General features: G+C 67.4%; 13 protein-coding genes and 1 pseudogene. 9 read left to right on the forward strand and 5 right to left on the reverse strand.

Annotated elements, in window-relative coordinates; translation table 11 throughout:
* Nucleotides 1-365 precede the first annotated feature (365 nt).
* A pseudogene (locus tag AAFN86_RS28260) lies at nt 366-572 on the forward strand (transposase); the annotation flags it as partial.
* Between the two features lie 73 nt (nt 573-645).
* Nucleotides 646-1,398 carry an AraC family transcriptional regulator gene (locus AAFN86_RS28265; protein ID WP_347546974.1) on the forward strand — a complete coding sequence of 251 codons (753 nt, stop codon included), beginning with the start codon at nt 646-648 and terminating at the stop codon, nt 1,396-1,398.
* Nucleotides 1,399-2,761: 1,363 nt separating this feature from the next.
* On the opposite strand, the gene AAFN86_RS28270 is transcribed toward AAFN86_RS28265, so the two are convergent.
* Nucleotides 2,762-3,739, reverse strand: coding sequence for an NAD(P)-dependent alcohol dehydrogenase (locus AAFN86_RS28270; RefSeq protein ID WP_347546976.1), 978 nt, complete (start codon nt 3,737-3,739; stop codon nt 2,762-2,764).
* A 90-nt stretch (nt 3,740-3,829) separates the two neighbouring features.
* Between AAFN86_RS28270 and AAFN86_RS28275 the strand changes: the two genes are divergently transcribed.
* The 6 genes from AAFN86_RS28275 to AAFN86_RS28300 all read left to right on the forward strand — a co-directional run bounded on the left by AAFN86_RS28275 (nt 3,830) and on the right by AAFN86_RS28300 (nt 10,679).
* Complete coding sequence (locus tag AAFN86_RS28275; protein ID WP_347546978.1) at nt 3,830-4,726, forward strand: LysR family transcriptional regulator; 897 nt, start codon at nt 3,830-3,832, stop codon at nt 4,724-4,726.
* 874 nt (nt 4,727-5,600) lie between these two features.
* A complete protein-coding gene (locus AAFN86_RS28280; protein WP_347546980.1) occupies nt 5,601-7,190 on the forward strand; it encodes an ABC transporter substrate-binding protein in 1,590 nt (529 codons plus the stop codon).
* Nucleotides 7,190-8,206, forward strand: coding sequence for an ABC transporter permease (locus AAFN86_RS28285; protein ID WP_347546982.1), 1,017 nt, complete (start codon nt 7,190-7,192; stop codon nt 8,204-8,206). Before AAFN86_RS28280 ends, AAFN86_RS28285 begins: the two co-directional genes overlap by 1 nt.
* The gene (locus tag AAFN86_RS28290; RefSeq protein WP_347546983.1) at nt 8,203-9,114 is read left to right on the forward strand and encodes an ABC transporter permease; all 912 of its coding nucleotides are present in this window, start codon (nt 8,203-8,205) and stop codon (nt 9,112-9,114) included. Before AAFN86_RS28285 ends, AAFN86_RS28290 begins: the two co-directional genes overlap by 4 nt.
* Nucleotides 9,115-9,117: 3 nt before the next feature.
* Entirely contained in the window at nt 9,118-9,945 is an 828-nt protein-coding gene (locus AAFN86_RS28295) for an ABC transporter ATP-binding protein (protein ID WP_347546984.1), read from the forward strand.
* The gene (locus tag AAFN86_RS28300; RefSeq protein ID WP_347546986.1) at nt 9,942-10,679 is read left to right on the forward strand and encodes an ABC transporter ATP-binding protein; all 738 of its coding nucleotides are present in this window, start codon (nt 9,942-9,944) and stop codon (nt 10,677-10,679) included. The genes AAFN86_RS28295 and AAFN86_RS28300 overlap by 4 nt, the downstream gene beginning before the upstream one ends.
* 231 nt (nt 10,680-10,910) lie before the next feature.
* Here AAFN86_RS28300 and AAFN86_RS28305 read toward each other — a convergent pair whose 3' ends face one another.
* The 4 genes from AAFN86_RS28305 to AAFN86_RS28320 are packed head-to-tail and all read right to left on the reverse strand — an operon-like array spanning nt 10,911 to nt 15,483.
* Nucleotides 10,911-11,618 (reverse strand): GntR family transcriptional regulator, encoded by a 708-nt coding sequence (locus tag AAFN86_RS28305; RefSeq protein WP_347546987.1) that lies wholly within the window; start codon nt 11,616-11,618, stop codon nt 10,911-10,913.
* Nucleotides 11,605-12,900 (reverse strand): amidase, encoded by a 1,296-nt coding sequence (locus AAFN86_RS28310; protein ID WP_347546988.1) that lies wholly within the window; start codon nt 12,898-12,900, stop codon nt 11,605-11,607. The genes AAFN86_RS28305 and AAFN86_RS28310 overlap by 14 nt, the downstream gene beginning before the upstream one ends.
* 49 nt (nt 12,901-12,949) lie before the next feature.
* The gene (locus AAFN86_RS28315; protein WP_347546989.1) at nt 12,950-13,918 is read right to left on the reverse strand and encodes a tripartite tricarboxylate transporter substrate-binding protein; all 969 of its coding nucleotides are present in this window, start codon (nt 13,916-13,918) and stop codon (nt 12,950-12,952) included.
* An 11-nt stretch (nt 13,919-13,929) separates the two neighbouring features.
* Complete coding sequence (locus AAFN86_RS28320) at nt 13,930-15,483, reverse strand: amidase (RefSeq protein WP_347546990.1); 1,554 nt, start codon at nt 15,481-15,483, stop codon at nt 13,930-13,932.
* Nucleotides 15,484-15,600: 117 nt separating this feature from the next.
* Between AAFN86_RS28320 and AAFN86_RS28325 the strand changes: the two genes are divergently transcribed.
* Nucleotides 15,601-16,434, forward strand: a complete 834-nt coding sequence (locus tag AAFN86_RS28325) for a sugar phosphate isomerase/epimerase family protein (protein ID WP_347546991.1) — start codon at nt 15,601-15,603, stop codon at nt 16,432-16,434.
* The last annotated feature ends 10 nt before the right edge of the window (nt 16,435-16,444 follow it).

The raw sequence follows: 16,444 nt of genomic DNA on the forward strand, positions 1-16,444 counted from the left end.
GTGGAGCAGCCCGGTAGCTCGTCAGGCTCATAACCTGAAGGTCACAGGTTCAAATCCTGTCCCCGCATCCAGCTTGACCGAACCAACGAACAGATCAGGCCCGACGGCAGTAGCCCTCGGGCCCCTTTTCGCGTTCGGGTCCCAGCGCGCTCATCACACCAGCCGAGCCGGCCACCACCATACCCGCCGCACGAAGCATCGCCGTAAGCTCGCCGATCAGCTCGAGCCAAGGTTTGCCGCCAGGCTCAGGCGCGTGACCCTACCGCCTTGGATGTCCCCGCCCTGAACCAGCACTGGTCGCTGGACGTCGCCGGACGCCGCTGGACTTCGTCTCCGATGCGCTGGCCTGCGGTCGGCGGTTCCGCGTGCCCCCGAGCATCACCCTCGTCCACCTGCCGCCCCAATCACCCGAGCTGAACGCCATCGAGAAGGTCTGGCAGTATCTGCGGGACCGCCACCTCTCCAGTCGGCTATTCAGCGGCACCCGCGCCATCGTCGATGCCTGCTGCACCGCCCGGAACAACCTCATCGCCGAGACCAGCCGCATCCGATCATTGACTGATTTCAATTAGACTCAACAGGTCATTCCATAGTGCGGCTGGTATGAGATAGTTATGCTGTCGCGCAGAATGGATCTGGAGCGGGATGGGGCAGACGGCCGCCGGGCAGATCGTGGTCTGGCAGGGTGGCAGTCTCTGGACCGGCCGTGCCGCCATGACCACCGATGTCCACGCGCACCACGCGATCCAGATCACACTCGGCCTCGACGGTGGGTTCCGGCTCCGCGGTCCCGAGGCGGCGTTCGGCGCCGAGACCGTCGCGGCGGTGGTGGCCGCCGACAAGCAGCATGTCTTCTCCGTCGATGCGACGGTCGCGCTCATCTTCGTCGAGCCGGAATCACCGCAGGGGCGCGGCCTCGGTCGGCTCTGCGGCGAGGCGGCGATTGTCTCCATCGATCCGGAACTGCTCGGCCGCACGCCCGGTGCTTTGCTGGAGGCGATCAAGGGCCGCGACGGCGCCGAGATGGAGGCGGGTGCGCGGGCTGTGATCGCCCAGCTTAGTGGCCCCGGCTCGCCGCGCGACCGGCCGGACGCCCGCGTGGCGCGCGTGATCGGGATGCTCGGCCTGCGCCTCGACGATCCGCCGAAGCTCGCCGAGGCTGCCCATCTGGCCAAGCTCTCTCCCGACAGGTTTCGGCATCTGTTCGTCGAGGAGACGGGACTGCAGTACCGCAGCTACCTGCTCTGGTTGCGCCTCGGCCGCGCGGTAGCGGCCTTCGCCGAAGGCCATTCGCTGACCGAGGCAGCCCATGCCGCGGGTTTCTCGGACTCGGCTCATCTCAGCCGGACGTTCCGCCGCACCTTCGGCCTCATGCCGTCCTCGCTCCATCTGGAGTAGCCGTTCCGTTCAAGTCGCCCGTGCCTCCGCCGGGTAGGTTCCGGCTGCCTACCAACCACGGAGAGAATCCAATGAACGCCAACTGCACCTGCGGCCCGAACTGCAACTGTGGCCCCGGCTGCGCCTGCCAGAGCGCCGCCACGACGGCCTGCGGCTGCGGTCCTGCCTGCACCTGCGGCGCGGACTGCCGCTGCACGCCCGATAACCGCTGCAATCCGGCATGCCGGTGTGGTCAGCCGTCGGGCCGGCCACTGTCGGCCTAGCTCATCAGCGCGTCGTATGTGGTGCCCTGACGATGCCATACGGGCGCGGCGAACAGCCGCCGTCGCGGTGCCAGCGTGCGCACCGTGCGCCGGAGCCGAGGCCATCGCCTCGACCAGCGGACGCAGCAGGCCGCGTCCGACCATGCATCCGCCCCGTTGGGCGCCACTTGGTGGTCTCGGCCTGCACCACGCGCCCGGCCGCCGAGATTAGCCCGCGCGACGTCGAGTTCATCGCCGCGCGGGGCACGCGACCGACATCCGTGCTCGCGAACGGGCTCGGCGCCACGCTGGCAGGGTGGACGGGCGGCTGGCAGGCTTGCTGCCAGACTTCGCCTGCAGCCGCCCGGGTACGGCCGGTCTGCGCCGGCCGTCGCGCCGCGCGATGGTTCGACGATCATTGCCGGACTTCTCACTGCTCAGGTCGCGGAGGGTTTCGGCCCGTCCAACGTCCTCGTCGGTCATTCCTCAGGCGGCCTCAAATTGCAGATGTTCGCCGCGGCGCATTGGACGAGGTCGCGACGCTCATCCTTGTCGACTCCACTCACCCGCGCCGGCTCGATGGCGATGGCGCGCTCGAAGGCCAATCCTGATGGATGCGGTCGGATCGTGCGCCGCACGTGCAGGGCGCGGCGACAGAGGAGCAAGCGTAGCTCCCGATCAGGCGGTATCATCTGGTCGGTCAAGATGCTCGCAAGAACAAGGGGCTAGAGGCGTTGCCTTGAGCCAAGGTGAACGGGAACGACTCTAGCTCTGGCGCCGGGAACGGGCCGGCAGGTCCAAGCCATGGCACCGCCGCCCGGCGTCAGGGTCATCGTTCTTAGCGCATGGAAGTCGATGCAGGACGCCTCATCGAATCCCAAGCGCTGGCTGAATGCCAAGCGCACCGACCTGGCACTGCCATACCCAGGCGCGCAGCAGATCTGGATGGACAGTGGTCATGGGATGCCCACCGAGGCACCAGACGCCATCCGCGACGCAATCCTGGCTGTGCTTGGCCGCCCGTCGCGGCGGCGTAGTTTCGCCTCGGAAGCCAGGGCGGCGCCGCGGCCAAGCACGGACGACGCCCCACCTCCGCCGTACGCGAGCAACGGCCCGGATCGTCACGGTGGATCTATGAGCTGGACCACCATGCTCCCACGCTTGCCGCCGCCGTCCACCTCGCGATGCGCCTCCACGATGTCGTCGAGCCTATAGCGGCGCCCGATCACAGGTCGGATCACGCCTGCTTCCAGCATCGCGGCGACGCGCGCGAAGTCTTTGGGGTCGTTGCCCGAGAAGCCGCACAGCACCCGCGGCCCCCGCCGCAGCGTCGTCATGGCCATCTGCATCATCTCCCGCACGCCGAAGGAAAGGAACACGTGGCGCCCGCGCGGCGCCAGGAACGGCCGCCACTCCGCGAAGCGTGTCGCGCCGATCGTGTCGAGGATGACGTCATAGGTCTGCGCCGCTGCGCCACGTGGCCCCGCGCTCCGGTCGATCACCGCATCAGCCCCGAGGCTCCGCACCAGCTCGGCATTCGCCGCGCTGCACAGCCCGGTCACATGCGCGCCGAGATGCTTCGCGATCTGCACCGCGAAGACCCCGACGCCGCCTGCCGCGCCGACCACCAGCACGCGCTCCCCTGTCGCCAGCCGCGCCACATCGCGCAGGAAGGCGAGCGCGGCAAGCGCGCCGAAGGGTACTGCGGCGGCCTCGGCGAAGGTCAGGCCGGCCGGGATCGGGAGGACCGCCGCATCCTCGCGGATTGTCAGGTATTCGGCATTGGCGCCGCGCAGCATGATGCCGAAGACCGCCTGGCCAGGGCGGAAGCGCGTGACCTCGGCGCCGACCGCCTCGACCTCCCCCGCGAACTCCATGCCGGGAATGGGCTGGCGCGGGCCGCGCAGGCCGAAGGCAAGCCGGATCGGCAGCCGGAAGATCGCCGAGGCGCGAAGGCTGCGCAGGCGGGCATCGCCCGAGGTGACGGTGCTGGCATGCACCCGCACGCGGATGTCCCGCCGGCCGACAGGCGGTGGTGGGACCTCCTCGATCCGCAGCACCTCGGGCGGGCCGTAGCGGCGGTGGATGGCGGCCTTCATCGTCTGCTCCGGTCGTGGGGTGGTGCCTCTTAACCATGCAGCAAAAGATGAGATATTGCCGATCTGCGCAGATAATCCATACACTCTTGAATGGATTTGTCGCCGCGATCCTTTGACTGGACCCTGGCCCGCGCCTTCCTGGCCACGGCGGACACCGGTTCGCTGTCCGCCGCCGCGCGGCTCACGGGACAGACGCAGCCGACCCTCGGCCGCCAGGTCGCCGCGTTGGAGCGGGCGCTGGGGATCGCGCTGTTCGAGCGCGTCGGCCGCGGCCTCGTCCTGACGCCCACTGGCCGCGAGGTGCTGGAGCACGTCCGCGCCATGGGCGAGGCTGCCGGCCGGGTGGCTCTCGTGGCCTCAGGGCGGTCGCAGGCCATCGCGGGGCCGATCCGGATCACCGCGAGCGAGGTCTATGCCGCGCATCTGCTGCCGCCGATCCTGGCCAGGCTGCGCGCAGAGCATCCCGGCATCACGGTCGAGATCGTCGCCACCAGCCGCCCGAGCGACCTGCTGCGGCGCGAGGCCGACATCGCCGTCCGCAACTTCGAATCGCGCGACGCCGACCTGATCGTCCGCAAGGTCGCGGAGGACCGGGCGCGGCCCTACGCCACGCCGGAATACCTGCACAGCCTGGGCCGCCCGCGCCGCTGGGCCGATCTGGCGGAGGCCGACTTCGTGGGCTTCGATCGGACCGAGTTGCTGATCGAGGGGCTGCGCGCCTTCGGCCTGCGTCTCACGGCGCGGAACTTCCCCGTGCAGGCCGACAACCACCTGGTCCATTGGGCCTTCGTGCGGCAGGGCTTGGGCATCGGCCTGATCACCGAGGCCGTCGGCGATGCCGATCCAGCCGTCCGACGCGTGCTACCGGAGGAACCGCCGGTCACCTTCCCGATCTGGCTCGCCACGCATCGCGAGCTCCACACCAGCCTCCGCGTCCGGCTGGTGTTCGATCTTCTCGCCGATGCGCTGTCGTCGTCCCAGCGCTGATCCGGCCGCGCCGCGGCAGGTCAATTCTGGACGCGCTTGCTCCGCTGAGCGGGGTGCTCGGGAAGCGCTTGCGGCGCCCGCACGCACGGCGGCGGCGTGGCGGAGGTGAGTCGGGGCTCGCCGCATAGATGTTTCGGCACGTCGAATCGGCATCCTCGTGGGAAAGGGCATTGGCCGGGAAGGGCATTGGTTTTCCTTGATCCCGGCGCCGCAGGGTTTGTTGGAATGCGCCGAGGCGATCGCTGGATCACCAGTTCGCCCGTAGGGGGCTTGCCTTCCGCGCGAGCATACGTCCCGCCCGGCCGCATAGTGAGCGCGGAGGGACTACAACAAGGTTCGATCCAGCACTGACTTTTGCGCCCGCCGCTGTAATGTCCGGTGCCGGCCGAAAGCGGACCAGCGGCTTTTCGGCTGGGCACCCGTGAAGCAGATATCTCAAGCTGAAGGCACCAGCGTCCGGGTTCGACCCTAAAGGTGCGGGGCCGACGATAACTGGCGCACTGAGCGGCGACTGCGCCTTGGCGGTGCCTTGCTCCCGTCCACGAGCAGGCGCTGGCCACCATCGTCGAGCCCTCGGCGAAGGCATCGTCAAGGATTGACAGTGCTTCCTCCATTTCCTGCACGGTCACCGTCAAACCGGGATGATGCGCCATCCGCTTTTGCCATCGCGAAGCACTACGAGAGGCTCCTCGCTCTTCCTCGCCCTGGTGCCTATGGTGCAGGCAAAGGTGAAGTCTGGTTCATGAGCCTGGCGCCCATTGACCACCCGAGGGCCGAACAGCGAAGCTTTCTTCTTCGGTGCCGGGCCGATGAGCAGGGCTGCCACCCCGCGAATTAAACCCGGATCCTTCGGACGAGCTGGGAGACTCCCGCCATGCTGACGCGCCGCGCCCTGATGATGACGGCGACCGCCACGCCGTTCCTGTCCTATGCCGGTGAAGGCGAGGCCGCCACGCCCAGGGATGTGGTGGTGGTCGGCATGGCCATCGACGATATCGTCAGCCTCGACCCCGCCCAGTCCTTCGAATTCTCGGGCGCCGAGATGATCGGCAATGCCTATGAGCGGCTGGTGATCCCGGGGCTCGAGAACCCGAATGTCATCCAGGGCCAGCTGGCAGAGAGCTGGAGCGTTTCGGCCGACGGGCTGACCTTCACCTTCCGGCTGGTAGCCGGTCGGAAATTCGCCTCCGGCAAGCCGATCACGGCCGAGGATGCGGCCTTCTCCCTCCAGCGCGCGGTGAAGCTCAACAAGTCGCCAGCCTTCATCATCAACCAGTTCGGCTTCACCAGGGACAATGTGGAGGAGAGGATCAAGGCGATCGATCCGCTCAACCTGTCGCTGACCATTGCCGATAGAGTCGCGCCGACCTTCTTCCTGTACTGCCTGACTGCGAATGTGGGCAGCGTCGTGGAGAAGGCCCCCGTGCTCGCCAACCAGAAGGACGGCGACCTGGGCAATGAGTGGCTCAAGACCACTTCCGCAGGGTCCGGGCCGTTCGTGATCCGCTCCTGGAGGGCCTCGGAGAGTGTCGTGCTGGAGGCCAACCCCAACGCGCGGATGCGGGTGCATCCGAGGCGGGTGCTCATCAGGCATATTCCCGATCCCTCGTCGCAGCTGCTTCAGCTGCGGGCGGGCGACATCGACATCGCGCGCAGCCTGCTGCCGGACCAGCTGCGATCCGCGGCGGCAGATCCGAATCTGAGGGAAAGCGGCGCGGCACGCAGCTACATCATGTATCTGGCCATGAACCAGAAGGATCCCAACCTGTCCAAGCCGCAGGTGCGTCAGGCGATCAAATGGGCCATCGACTACGACGGCATCCAGCGAAACATCGTGGCGATGACACACCAGGTGCAGCAATCCTTCATTCCGCAGGGGCTGCCGGCCTCGATCACGGATAGGCCGTTCACGATGGACGTGGCCAAGGCAAGGGCGCTTCTGGCCGAGGCCGGCGTCTCCAATCTGGAGTTCACGCTGGACCACGGCAGCAGCCAGCCCGTGCCGGATATCGCCCAGGCGGTGCAGGCGAACCTGGCCGCCGTGGGCATCAAGGTGAACCTGATCTCGGCCGAAGCCCGCGCGGTGCTGACCAAGTACCGGGCTCGCCAGCACCAGTTGGTGATACAGGCGTGGGGCATCGATTATTTCGACCCCCATACCAATGCTGAAACCTTCTGTATCAACGCCGACAATTCCGATGATGCGCGGGCGAAGACGCTCGCCTGGCGTAACGCCTGGGTGGATGAGGATCTGACCAGGCGTGCCCAGGACGCGGTCAGGGAATCCGACGCGGAGAAGCGCGAGGCGATGTACGTCTCGATGCAGCGGGACCATCACCAGCGCAGTCCCTTCGCGCTGATGTTCCAAAGCTTCGAGCGGGCCATCTACCGCAAGGAGGTGGCGGGTTTTGCCGTGGCGCCGATGTCGGCCCGCACCACCTTCGAGAACGTCACGAAGAGCTAGTGGCGACAACGAGACTCAGGGCGCTGGCCGGGACCCTCGCCAGCGTTCCAGTGACCTTGTTCGGGCTTGCGCTCGTCACCTTCCTGATCGGTCGGGTGATGCCGATCGATCCGGTGCTGGCAATCGTGGGTGACCGGGCGCCTGCCGATGTGGTGGCGGCAACGCGGCTGGAGCTGGGGCTCGACAAGCCGCTCTACGTGCAGTTCTGGATCTATCTGGGGAAGCTGCTGCAGGGGGATTTCGGCCGCTCGGTGATGACCTCGCACACCGTGCTGGACGATATCGGACATTTCCTCCCGGCAACGCTGGAACTCGCGACAGTGGCGATCGTGATCGCGGTGCTGACCGGCGTGCCGCTGGGCGTGCTGGCGGCAGTGCGGCAGGGCACGAAGGTGGATCATACGATCCGGGTGGTGTGCCTGGCGGGGCACTCGGTGCCCGTGTTCGTGCTGGCCCTGCTGAGCCTGCTGGTGTTCTACGCGACACTGCAATGGGCGCCAGGGCCGGGGCGGCAGAGCGTGGTGTACGAGGACATGGTGCCGGTCGTGACGAACCTGATCACCGTCGATGCCCTGATCGCCGGCGACAGGGACGTGTTCTGGGATGCCGTCTCGCACCTGCTGCTGCCAGCCGGGGTGCTGGCCTATTTCTCCATGGCCTTCATCGCGCGCATGACGCGGGCCTTCATGCTGGACGCGCTGGCGGAGGAATACGTGATCACCGCCAGGGCCAAGGGGCTGTCGGCCACGCGGGTCATCTGGAAACACGCCTTCGGCAACATCGCGGTGCGGCTGATCACCGTGCTGGCGTTGACCTATGCCGGGCTGCTGGAAGGGGCGGTGGTGACGGAGACCGTGTTCTCCTGGCCGGGGCTGGGGCAGTATCTGACGATTTCGCTGCTCAATGCCGACATGAACGCGGTGCTGGGGGCGACGCTGGTGGTCGGCGTCATCTACCTGGGTTTCAACCTGCTGGCCGATCTGCTGTACCAACTGATGGATCCGCGCGTGAGATGAGCGGCATTGCATCTTCCGGCTGGCGCGACTGGCTGCTGACCGAGACGCCCGCTTCCCGCAGCCAGGCAGCATGGGGGCGGCGCTACCGTCTCTGGCGGGGGTTCCGCGACAACCGGCTTGCCATGGCGGGTCTGGTGGTTGTGGTGGTGATGATGGCGATGTCGCTGCTCGCCCCCGTGCTGGCCACCCACGACCCCGGCGTGCAGGCGCTGGACAGTCGCCTGGCACCGCCATCTCTCACGCATTGGCTGGGTACCGACGAGTTGGGGCGGGATATCTATTCCCGCATCCTGTACGGCGGGCGGGTCACGCTGGGGATGGTGGTGGCCGTGGTGCTTCTCGTGGCGCCGATCGGGCTCGCGGTGGGGTGCATCGCGGGCTATGCCGGTGGCATCGCCGACCGCGTGCTGATGCGCGTGACCGACGTGTTCCTGGCCTTCCCGCGGCTGATCCTGGCGCTGGCCTTCGTGGCGGCGATCAAGCCCGGCGTGACCAGCGCCGTGCTTGCCATCGTGCTGACGGCGTGGCCGCCCTATGCGCGGCTGGCCCGCGCCGAGACGTTGAGCATCCGCAACACCGACTTCATCGCGGCGGTGCGGCTGACGGGGGCCAGCCCGGCGCGGATCGTGCTGCGCCACGTGGTGCCATTGTGCCTGGGCAGCCTGACCGTGAGGGTGACGCTGGACATGAGCGGCATCATCCTGACAGCAGCCGCGCTGGGTTTCTTGGGCATGGGGGCGCAGCCGCCCTCGCCCGAATGGGGGGCGATGATCGCGACGGCGCGACGCTTCATCCTGGAGCAGTGGTGGGTGCCGACAGTTCCGGGGGTGGCGATCTTCGTTGCTTCGTTGGCTTTCAACCTGCTGGGTGACGGGCTGCGCGACGTGCTCGATCCGAAGCAGCGCTGATCCATGCTGGTCGAAATCGAAAACCTTTCCGTTGCCTTCCCGACGCAGCAGGGCGAGAGCCTGGCGGTGCGGGGGGTGTCGCTCACGCTTGGCGCGGAGAAGCTCGGCATCGTCGGGGAGAGCGGGTCGGGCAAGTCGCTCACCGCACGGTCCGTGCTGAAGCTGCTGCCGAGAAACGCGCGGCTCGCGGCAGACAAACTCGCGTTCGATGGGATCGACGTGCTGAAGGCCGATGAGTCGGCAATGCGCGCCATTCGTGGCAAGCGGGCCGGGCTGATACTTCAGGACCCCAAATACTCGCTCAATCCCGTCATGACGGCCGGAGAGCAGATCGCCGAGGCGTGGCAGGTGCATCACCGCGCATCCCGCCGTGCAGCGCGCGAGGCAGCGCTGGATCTGCTGGCACAGGTGCGGATCAACGATCCAGCACGGGTGGCGGGGGCCTATCCGCACGAGTTGTCCGGCGGCATGGGGCAGCGGGTGATGATCGCCATGATGCTGGCGCCAAACCCGGAAATGCTGATTGCCGACGAGCCGACCAGCGCGCTGGACGCCACCGTGCAGGCGGAAATCCTGCGGCTTATGGAGGATCTGGTCTCCCGTCGAGGCATGGCGCTGATGCTGATCAGCCACGATCTGCCGCTCGTTTCCCATTTCTGCGACCGCGTGGTGGTGATGTATGCCGGGCGGATCGTGGAGGAACTGGCGGCTGGCGAACTCGCGCGCGCGACGCACCCCTACACGCGCGGGCTGCTGGAATGCCTGCCGGCGCTGTCCCACCCCAAGCGTCGCCTGCCGGTGATGCAGCGCGATCCGGCCTGGCTGAAATGATCCGTATCGAGAACCTGCATGTGCGCTTCGGCGACGTGCATGCCGTCAAGGGCGTGTCCTTCGACGTGCCGAGCGGATCAAGCTTCGGAATGGTGGGGGAGAGCGGGTCCGGCAAATCGACGGTGCTGCGGGCGCTGTCCGGGCTCAATCCGGACTGGACCGGCACCATGAGGGTGGACGGCGCGGCGCTGAAGCCGAAGCGCGACAGGGCGTTCTTCCGCCGGGTGCAGATGGTGTTTCAGGATCCGTATGGCTCGCTGCATCCGCGCCAGACCGTGGACCGGGCGCTGGCCGAGCCGTTGATGGTGCATGGGATTGGCGACCATGAGCAGCGCATCCTCCGCGCACTGGATGAGGTCGCCCTGCCTGCGGCCACGCGGTTCCGCTTTCCGCACCAGCTTTCCGGCGGGCAGCGCCAGCGCGTGGCGATCGCGCGCGCCCTGATGGCCGAGCCGGAGGTGCTGCTGTTGGACGAGCCCACCAGCGCGCTGGATGTGTCCGTGCAGGCGGAGGTTCTGAACTTGCTGGCCGATCTGCAGGCACAACGGAAGCTCACCTACGTGATGGTGACGCACAACCTGGCCGTGGTGGCGCATCTCTGCCCAATGGTGGGCGTGATGCAGGGCGGGCAGATGGTCGAGCAGATCAGCGCCGTGCATCTCCGGTCAGGGCGGGTGAATCATCCGCATACGGCGGAGTTGCGGCGGCTCAGCACGGAACTTGAAGAGGCTTAGTGATGCGCCCCTCTCCTGGGACCAGAAAGCACAGGGATGCCCGGGCATGTCTCCGCCCCGACGCGCGCGTGATGCGAGCACCGTCTGACGAACCGATGCGGCCGCCACGACGGTCAGAGGCGTCAATGACCGGTACCTGCCGGATTCAGCGTGCTTAATGTCTGGGCAGGGCGGGAGGCCCATCCGCAGGATCACCTCGACAGAGAGGCTGATGCGGCACTTCGCCAGTATCTAGGCGCCCTCCAGATCCATTGCTTGCAACTCCCTGCATGCCGCCTCGACATGGCGACGCATCAACAACTCGGCCAACTCCGAATCGCTTCGGCATACCGCCTCGCAAATACGCAGATGGTCCTCATAAGCCTGGCGTGGCCGGCCGGGCTTATGGCCCGTTCGAAATCTGAACAACCGCGTGAGCGAATACAGATCGTCGCAGAGCAGCTTTTCCAGCCGGCGCGACTTCGAGAGCCGCGCAATGGCGAAGTGAAAATCGAAACTGCCATGTTCCTGGAAATAGGCCGTGCCGGTGCGCACGCCTTCCTCATCCCCATGTCGGCGCAACAAGGCCTCCAACGCTGCCGCTTCAGCGGTACTGATGCGCTGGGCGGCAAGGCGGCAGGCCAGTCCTTCGAGGTTCGCGCGGACCTCGTACAACTCGACAAGGTCCGTATTTCCCAGCGACACGACCCGCACTCCGGCATGCGGCAGGCGCACGACCAAGCCGCGCCCCTCGAGTTGTCGCAATGCTTCCCGCAGCGGTCCGCGGCTGACACCGAAGCGCTCGGCCAGGGTTTCCTCGCCAAGGCGCGTGTCGGCGGCGAACTCGCCCGTCACGATGGCGCGTTCGATCTCCTCGAAGACACGGTCCGCGTGGGTCTTGTGCTCGGCAGACTGCTGCTGCGTCAGCAGCCTGGCTGCCACCCTATCATCCGGCGCCATGCGTCATCATCCATGCTGCGGCCGCCAACAACCGCCCCTTATCCCCCCGGCGCGCCAGGAGTTGCGCGCCGATCGGCAGTCCGGACGGGCCGGTCATCAATGGCAGGGAAATCGCGGGCAGGCCAAGAACCGTCCAGAGCGCGCAGAAAGCGAAGTCACCGGTAGCCGACCCCTTCGGCGCTTCTCCTGCAGCCGACGCGGCGATCAGGACATCATGCGGCCCAAAGAGGGAATCGGTATGGGCACGCGCCTCCGTCGCCAGGCGCTGCGCCGCCGCATATTGTTCGGGCGAGCAAGACAGTCCATGGCTGATACGGCCTTCCCTCAGCGTCGTGCTGATGCGGTCCCAATGATTTTCGATCTCGTAGGTCAGGTTGCGCACGAACTCGAAACTCGAGATCCAGCGATGCTCATTGGTCAGTTGCGTGAACGCTTGGGGAACCGCCACGCTGCTGACGACGGCACCAGCCGTCGACACCCTTCGCGCCAACCGGGCGAGTGCTTCACCGGTCCCCGGATCCATCCGGTCCGCCAGGAACTCGCCGCAGAATCCGATTCGGGGTGCGAAAGCCTGACTGGACGGTGCGTCGCCTGGCGCGACGCCGCGCACGACATCGGCATACAATGCAATGTCATCCACGGACCGTCCGAAAAGCCCAATCCGATCCAGCGAGCCGGCCGCAGCGCGCACGCCCGAAACGCTGATCGTCCCATAGGTGGGCACGAAGCCGACCACGCCGCAGAACGAAGCGGGACGTATGGTCGAGGATGTCGTCTGCGTCCCCAGGGCGAGCGGCAGCATCCGCGCCGCGACCGCAGCTGCGGAGCCTGACGACGACCCACCCGGCGTCCGCTCGGGATCGTGTGGATTTCGCGTCTTTCCAGGATGGACGTTGGCGAATTCCGTCGTGACCGTCTTGCCGAGCGCGATGCCGCCGCTTTTCCGGGACAGCGCGACGCAGGCCGCATCCGCCGATGGACGATGTCCGGCATGGATCGGAGAACCATAGCCCGTCGGCATGTCGGCCGTGTCGATGATGTCCTTCACCCCGAAGCAGGCGCCGGCGATCGGCAGGCTCGCCGCCCTGCCGGATGCGTCGAGCCTGTCCGCGGCACGACGCGCGCCATCAGCATCCAGATGCTCGAAGGCGAGGACAGCGGGCTCGCGCAGCGCGACCTGTTCGAGGCAGGCCTCGACGACGGCGCGCGCCGTGGTCTCGCCCTGTGCGATACGGCGGGCCGTCTCGGCCGCCGTCAGGTCGTTCAGCCGGCGACCGGTCATTGCTTTGCCTCCATTGGTGGCGCCGAGCTACCGCGCCACACGTGCCGCTTCAATCCGGACGCGCGCCCGATGCGCGCACCACCGGAAGCCACTTCGCACTCTCCGCCCGGATGAAGGCGCCGCACTCATCGGGGGAGGAAGGTGTGGATTCAATGCCGCGCTGCGCCAGGGCGGCCACGAGTTCCGGGTCTCTCAGCGCAGCCGTCGCCGCGCCGTGCAAGGTGCGCAAGACAGGCGCGGGCGTGCCGCGGGGCGCCATCAGTGCGCTCCAATCCGCCATGTCGAAGCCGGCGAGCCCTGGGGCTTCGGCGACGGCCGGAATCTCGGGCAGCAGCGTGCTGCGATCCTTGGTCGAAACCGCGATCATCCGCAGCTTGCCACCATCGGCCTGCGGTTTTGCGCCCGAGGCCGGGGTGAAGGCGAAATCGATGCGTCCGGCCATCAGGTCGGTGATCAACGGCGCGCCGCCGCGATAGGGCACATGGATGTTCTGCAGCCCCGCCATCAGGTTGAGCTGTTCGCCCGCCATGTGGCCCGCGCCACCGGCACCCGAGGAACCGAAGGTCAGCGGCGATGATTTCGCCGCGGCGACCAACTGCGCCGTGTCGCGCCAGGGCCGCTCCGCGGGAATGGCCAACACGTTCAGGATCATGCCGACGCGCGTGATCGGCGCCAGGTCGGTCACCGGATCAAAGGAGAGGTTGCCGTAGAGCGCGGGGTTGATCGACAGGCCGCCGATCGTCCCCATCAGGATGGTGTGGCCGTCCGCCGGCGCGCGCACGACGAATTCCGAACCGATATTGCCGCCCGCACCGGTGCGGTTCTCGACCACCACCGGCTGGCCGAGCAGCGCCTGCATCTTCGGCGCCATCAGGCGTGCGGCGATGTCCGTGGTCCCGCCCGGCGGGAAGCCGACGATGAACCGGATCGTGCGGTTCGGGAAATCACCCTGCGCGAGCACCGGCGGCGCGGCGAGAAGCCCCGGCAGGGCAGCGATCAGTATGCGACGTGACAGCATCGTTCGGTCCTTCAAATGTCGCGGTGCGGTGGCAGCAGCGTGTCGCGGACCCAGCCTGCGATCGCGCAGGCCTCCGCATCCTGCTCGGCGAAGCCAGCAATCTGCAGACCAAGCGGCAGTTCCTCCGCGACCAGCAGCGGCAGCGCGAAGGCAGGGGCGCCGACCAGGGTCCATGGGAGCGCGAAATTGCGCGAGCCGGTGAAGGCATGGTCCTGTATGGCGGGGCCGCTGGAGCACAGCATGACGAAAGCATCGGCACGATCGCCGAAGGCGGCAACACGATCGCGCAACCGCTGGCGATCAGCCACCGCGCGCCCATAGGTTGCCGCATCAAGCCGACCGGCGCGCTCCAGCAGGTCCTGGATACGGCCCCCGACCATCTCCGGGCCGTGCGCACGGTAAGCTGCGAGCGGCCAACGCGCCTCCCAGGCGAGCAGATCGTTGGCGAATTCGCCGATCTCGGTCAGCGCCGCTTCCAGCGCCGCAACCTCGGCATCATTGTGCCTGTCGAGGATCCGGACACCAGCCTGCGCCAGTGAAGCGACAGCCACCTCGAAAGCCGCACGTGAGGTGTCCGGCGTCTCACCCCAGCCAAGCGTGTCCAGCCTTACCAGCGTGCGCGGCTGTGCGGGCGGCGGCGCCGTCGCGGGGCCGGCGAGGCCCGGATGCGGCGGCGTGCCCCCGACGATACGCGAGATCGCCATGCCCGACGCCCAGACATCCTCGAGGCTCGCGCCGATCAGCCCGAGATGGTCGAGCGTGGCGCCGAGCGGCGTGATGCCACCCACATGCAGCGCGCCATGCGTCGGCTTCAACGCATAGGCGCCGCAATACCCCGCTGGGCGGATGGTGGAACCATGCGTCTGCGTGCCGAACCCCAGCGCCGCGATGCCCGCGCCGACGGCGGCAGCGGAACCGCTCGACGAACCGCCGGGCGTGCGCGTTGTGTCATACGGGTTCCGCGTCGGGCCGGAATTGCCGCAGGCAAACTCGGTCGTGACCGTCTTGCCGACAATCACGGCGCCAGCTTCGCGCATCGCGAATACACAGGCCGCGTCGGTCCGCGCGTCCCAGCCCGCATAGATCGGGTTGTTCATTTGCGTCGGCAGGCCAGCCGTCGCGATCATGTCCTTCACCACGATCGGCATGCCATCCACCGGCGACAGCGGCCGCCCATCCTTCCAGCGCGCCGTCGCCGCATCGGCGGCGCGCCGCGCGGCAGCCAGGTCATGCGTCACGAAGGCGCGGATTGCGGGCTCGTCCCGCGTCATACGGTCGATGCCGGCTTCGAGAGCGTCCCGCGGCGTGGACCGGCCGCTGCGAAACGCGTCCGCCTCGCGGACATAAGGCCGCAAGAGCGGTTGGCGTGGATCGTAGGTGCGGCGCAGGTTCGGAGCCGCCGGATCGAGAGGGCTAACGGGCAGGACAGGCAAGGCAAGGCTCCAGCGATGTGGCCGGCGAGCGCCGGATGCGACGGCGATGCGACACCCAGAAGCCGGTATTGTCAACAACCAGGCGAATGAGACTACGCCACACGGTCGGCATCTTGCCCGAGCAATGGGCAATGGCGGGTGTTTTCGTGTTCAATGCGCGGGTTGACATAACCTGCTGCAGCCGGCTTCCTTGGGAATTGTCAACAATACGAGGCGCCAGCCTCAGACAAGCAGAGGGACAGCGACCCGGTGAACAGCTTCAAGGACCGCATCGGCATCGACTTCGGCGCGCGCTTGCCGATCGAGGAGGCCATCGCGTGGTCGGCCCGCAACAAGGTCGGCGTCATCGACGTCCGCCTCGGCGATACCGGCAACGCCTTCGAGGACTTCGACAGCAGACGCATCGATGCCGTGCGCAACAGCGTCGAGAGCCAGGGAATCCGGCTCGGCCTGCATACGCTGTCGGCGGTGAATGTGGCGGAGACCGCGCCGTTCCTGCGCGAGGCGGTCGAGGAGTATCTGCGTCGATACATCGAGCTGGCGAAGCCGCTCGGCGCCGACTGGATCGTGTTGCATGGCGGATTCCACTTCACCGGCGACTACGCACGGCGGATGGAAACCGGCATCCAGCGCCTGCAGAGCCTTGGTGACCATGCACGGAAGCACGGCATCCGCCTGCTGCTCGAGAACATGAACCCCGAGCCCGCCGATGCCGAGGTGCGCTACCTCGCCTGCGATGTCGAGGAATGCCGCGCCTATTTCGACCGGCTGGACCCCGCCATCTATGGCTGGACCTACACGGTGAACCACGCGCACATGCTGCCCGTCGGCATCCGCGGCTTCTTCGATGCCTTTGGCGTCGCGCGCATGGAAGAGGTGCGCCTGGCCGACAATCGCGGCGACAAGGAGGAGCATCTCCGCCCCGGCGAAGGCACGATCGATTTCGAGGACACCTTCGCGCTGATCGAGCAGGCGGGATATCGCGGCCACTACATGCTCGCCTACGGTAACATCGAGGAAATGCGCGAGGGCCGTGACGAGCTTGCAGCCCGCGCGGTGCGCGCCGGCATCGCCGCCGCCTGACAGCCGGAGG

Source organism: Roseomonas sp. CAU 1739, from assembly GCF_039839775.1.
Classification (GTDB): domain Bacteria; phylum Pseudomonadota; class Alphaproteobacteria; order Acetobacterales; family Acetobacteraceae; genus Neoroseomonas.

Excerpts from the sequence above, each read along its gene's own strand:
- AAFN86_RS28265 (WP_347546974.1), top strand. The coding sequence starts at position 646 with ATGGGGCAGACGGCCGCCGGGCAGATCGTGGTCTGGCAGGGTGGCAGT.
- AAFN86_RS28270 (WP_347546976.1), bottom strand. The coding sequence starts at position 3,739 with ATGAAGGCCGCCATCCACCGCCGCTACGGCCCGCCCGAGGTGCTGCGG.
- AAFN86_RS28275 (WP_347546978.1), top strand. The coding sequence starts at position 3,830 with ATGGATTTGTCGCCGCGATCCTTTGACTGGACCCTGGCCCGCGCCTTC.
- AAFN86_RS28280 (WP_347546980.1), top strand. The coding sequence starts at position 5,601 with ATGCTGACGCGCCGCGCCCTGATGATGACGGCGACCGCCACGCCGTTC.
- AAFN86_RS28290 (WP_347546983.1), top strand. The coding sequence starts at position 8,203 with ATGAGCGGCATTGCATCTTCCGGCTGGCGCGACTGGCTGCTGACCGAG.
- AAFN86_RS28295 (WP_347546984.1), top strand. The coding sequence starts at position 9,118 with ATGCTGGTCGAAATCGAAAACCTTTCCGTTGCCTTCCCGACGCAGCAG.
- AAFN86_RS28300 (WP_347546986.1), top strand. The coding sequence starts at position 9,942 with ATGATCCGTATCGAGAACCTGCATGTGCGCTTCGGCGACGTGCATGCC.
- AAFN86_RS28305 (WP_347546987.1), bottom strand. The coding sequence starts at position 11,618 with ATGGCGCCGGATGATAGGGTGGCAGCCAGGCTGCTGACGCAGCAGCAG.
- AAFN86_RS28310 (WP_347546988.1), bottom strand. The coding sequence starts at position 12,900 with ATGACCGGTCGCCGGCTGAACGACCTGACGGCGGCCGAGACGGCCCGC.
- AAFN86_RS28315 (WP_347546989.1), bottom strand. The coding sequence starts at position 13,918 with ATGCTGTCACGTCGCATACTGATCGCTGCCCTGCCGGGGCTTCTCGCC.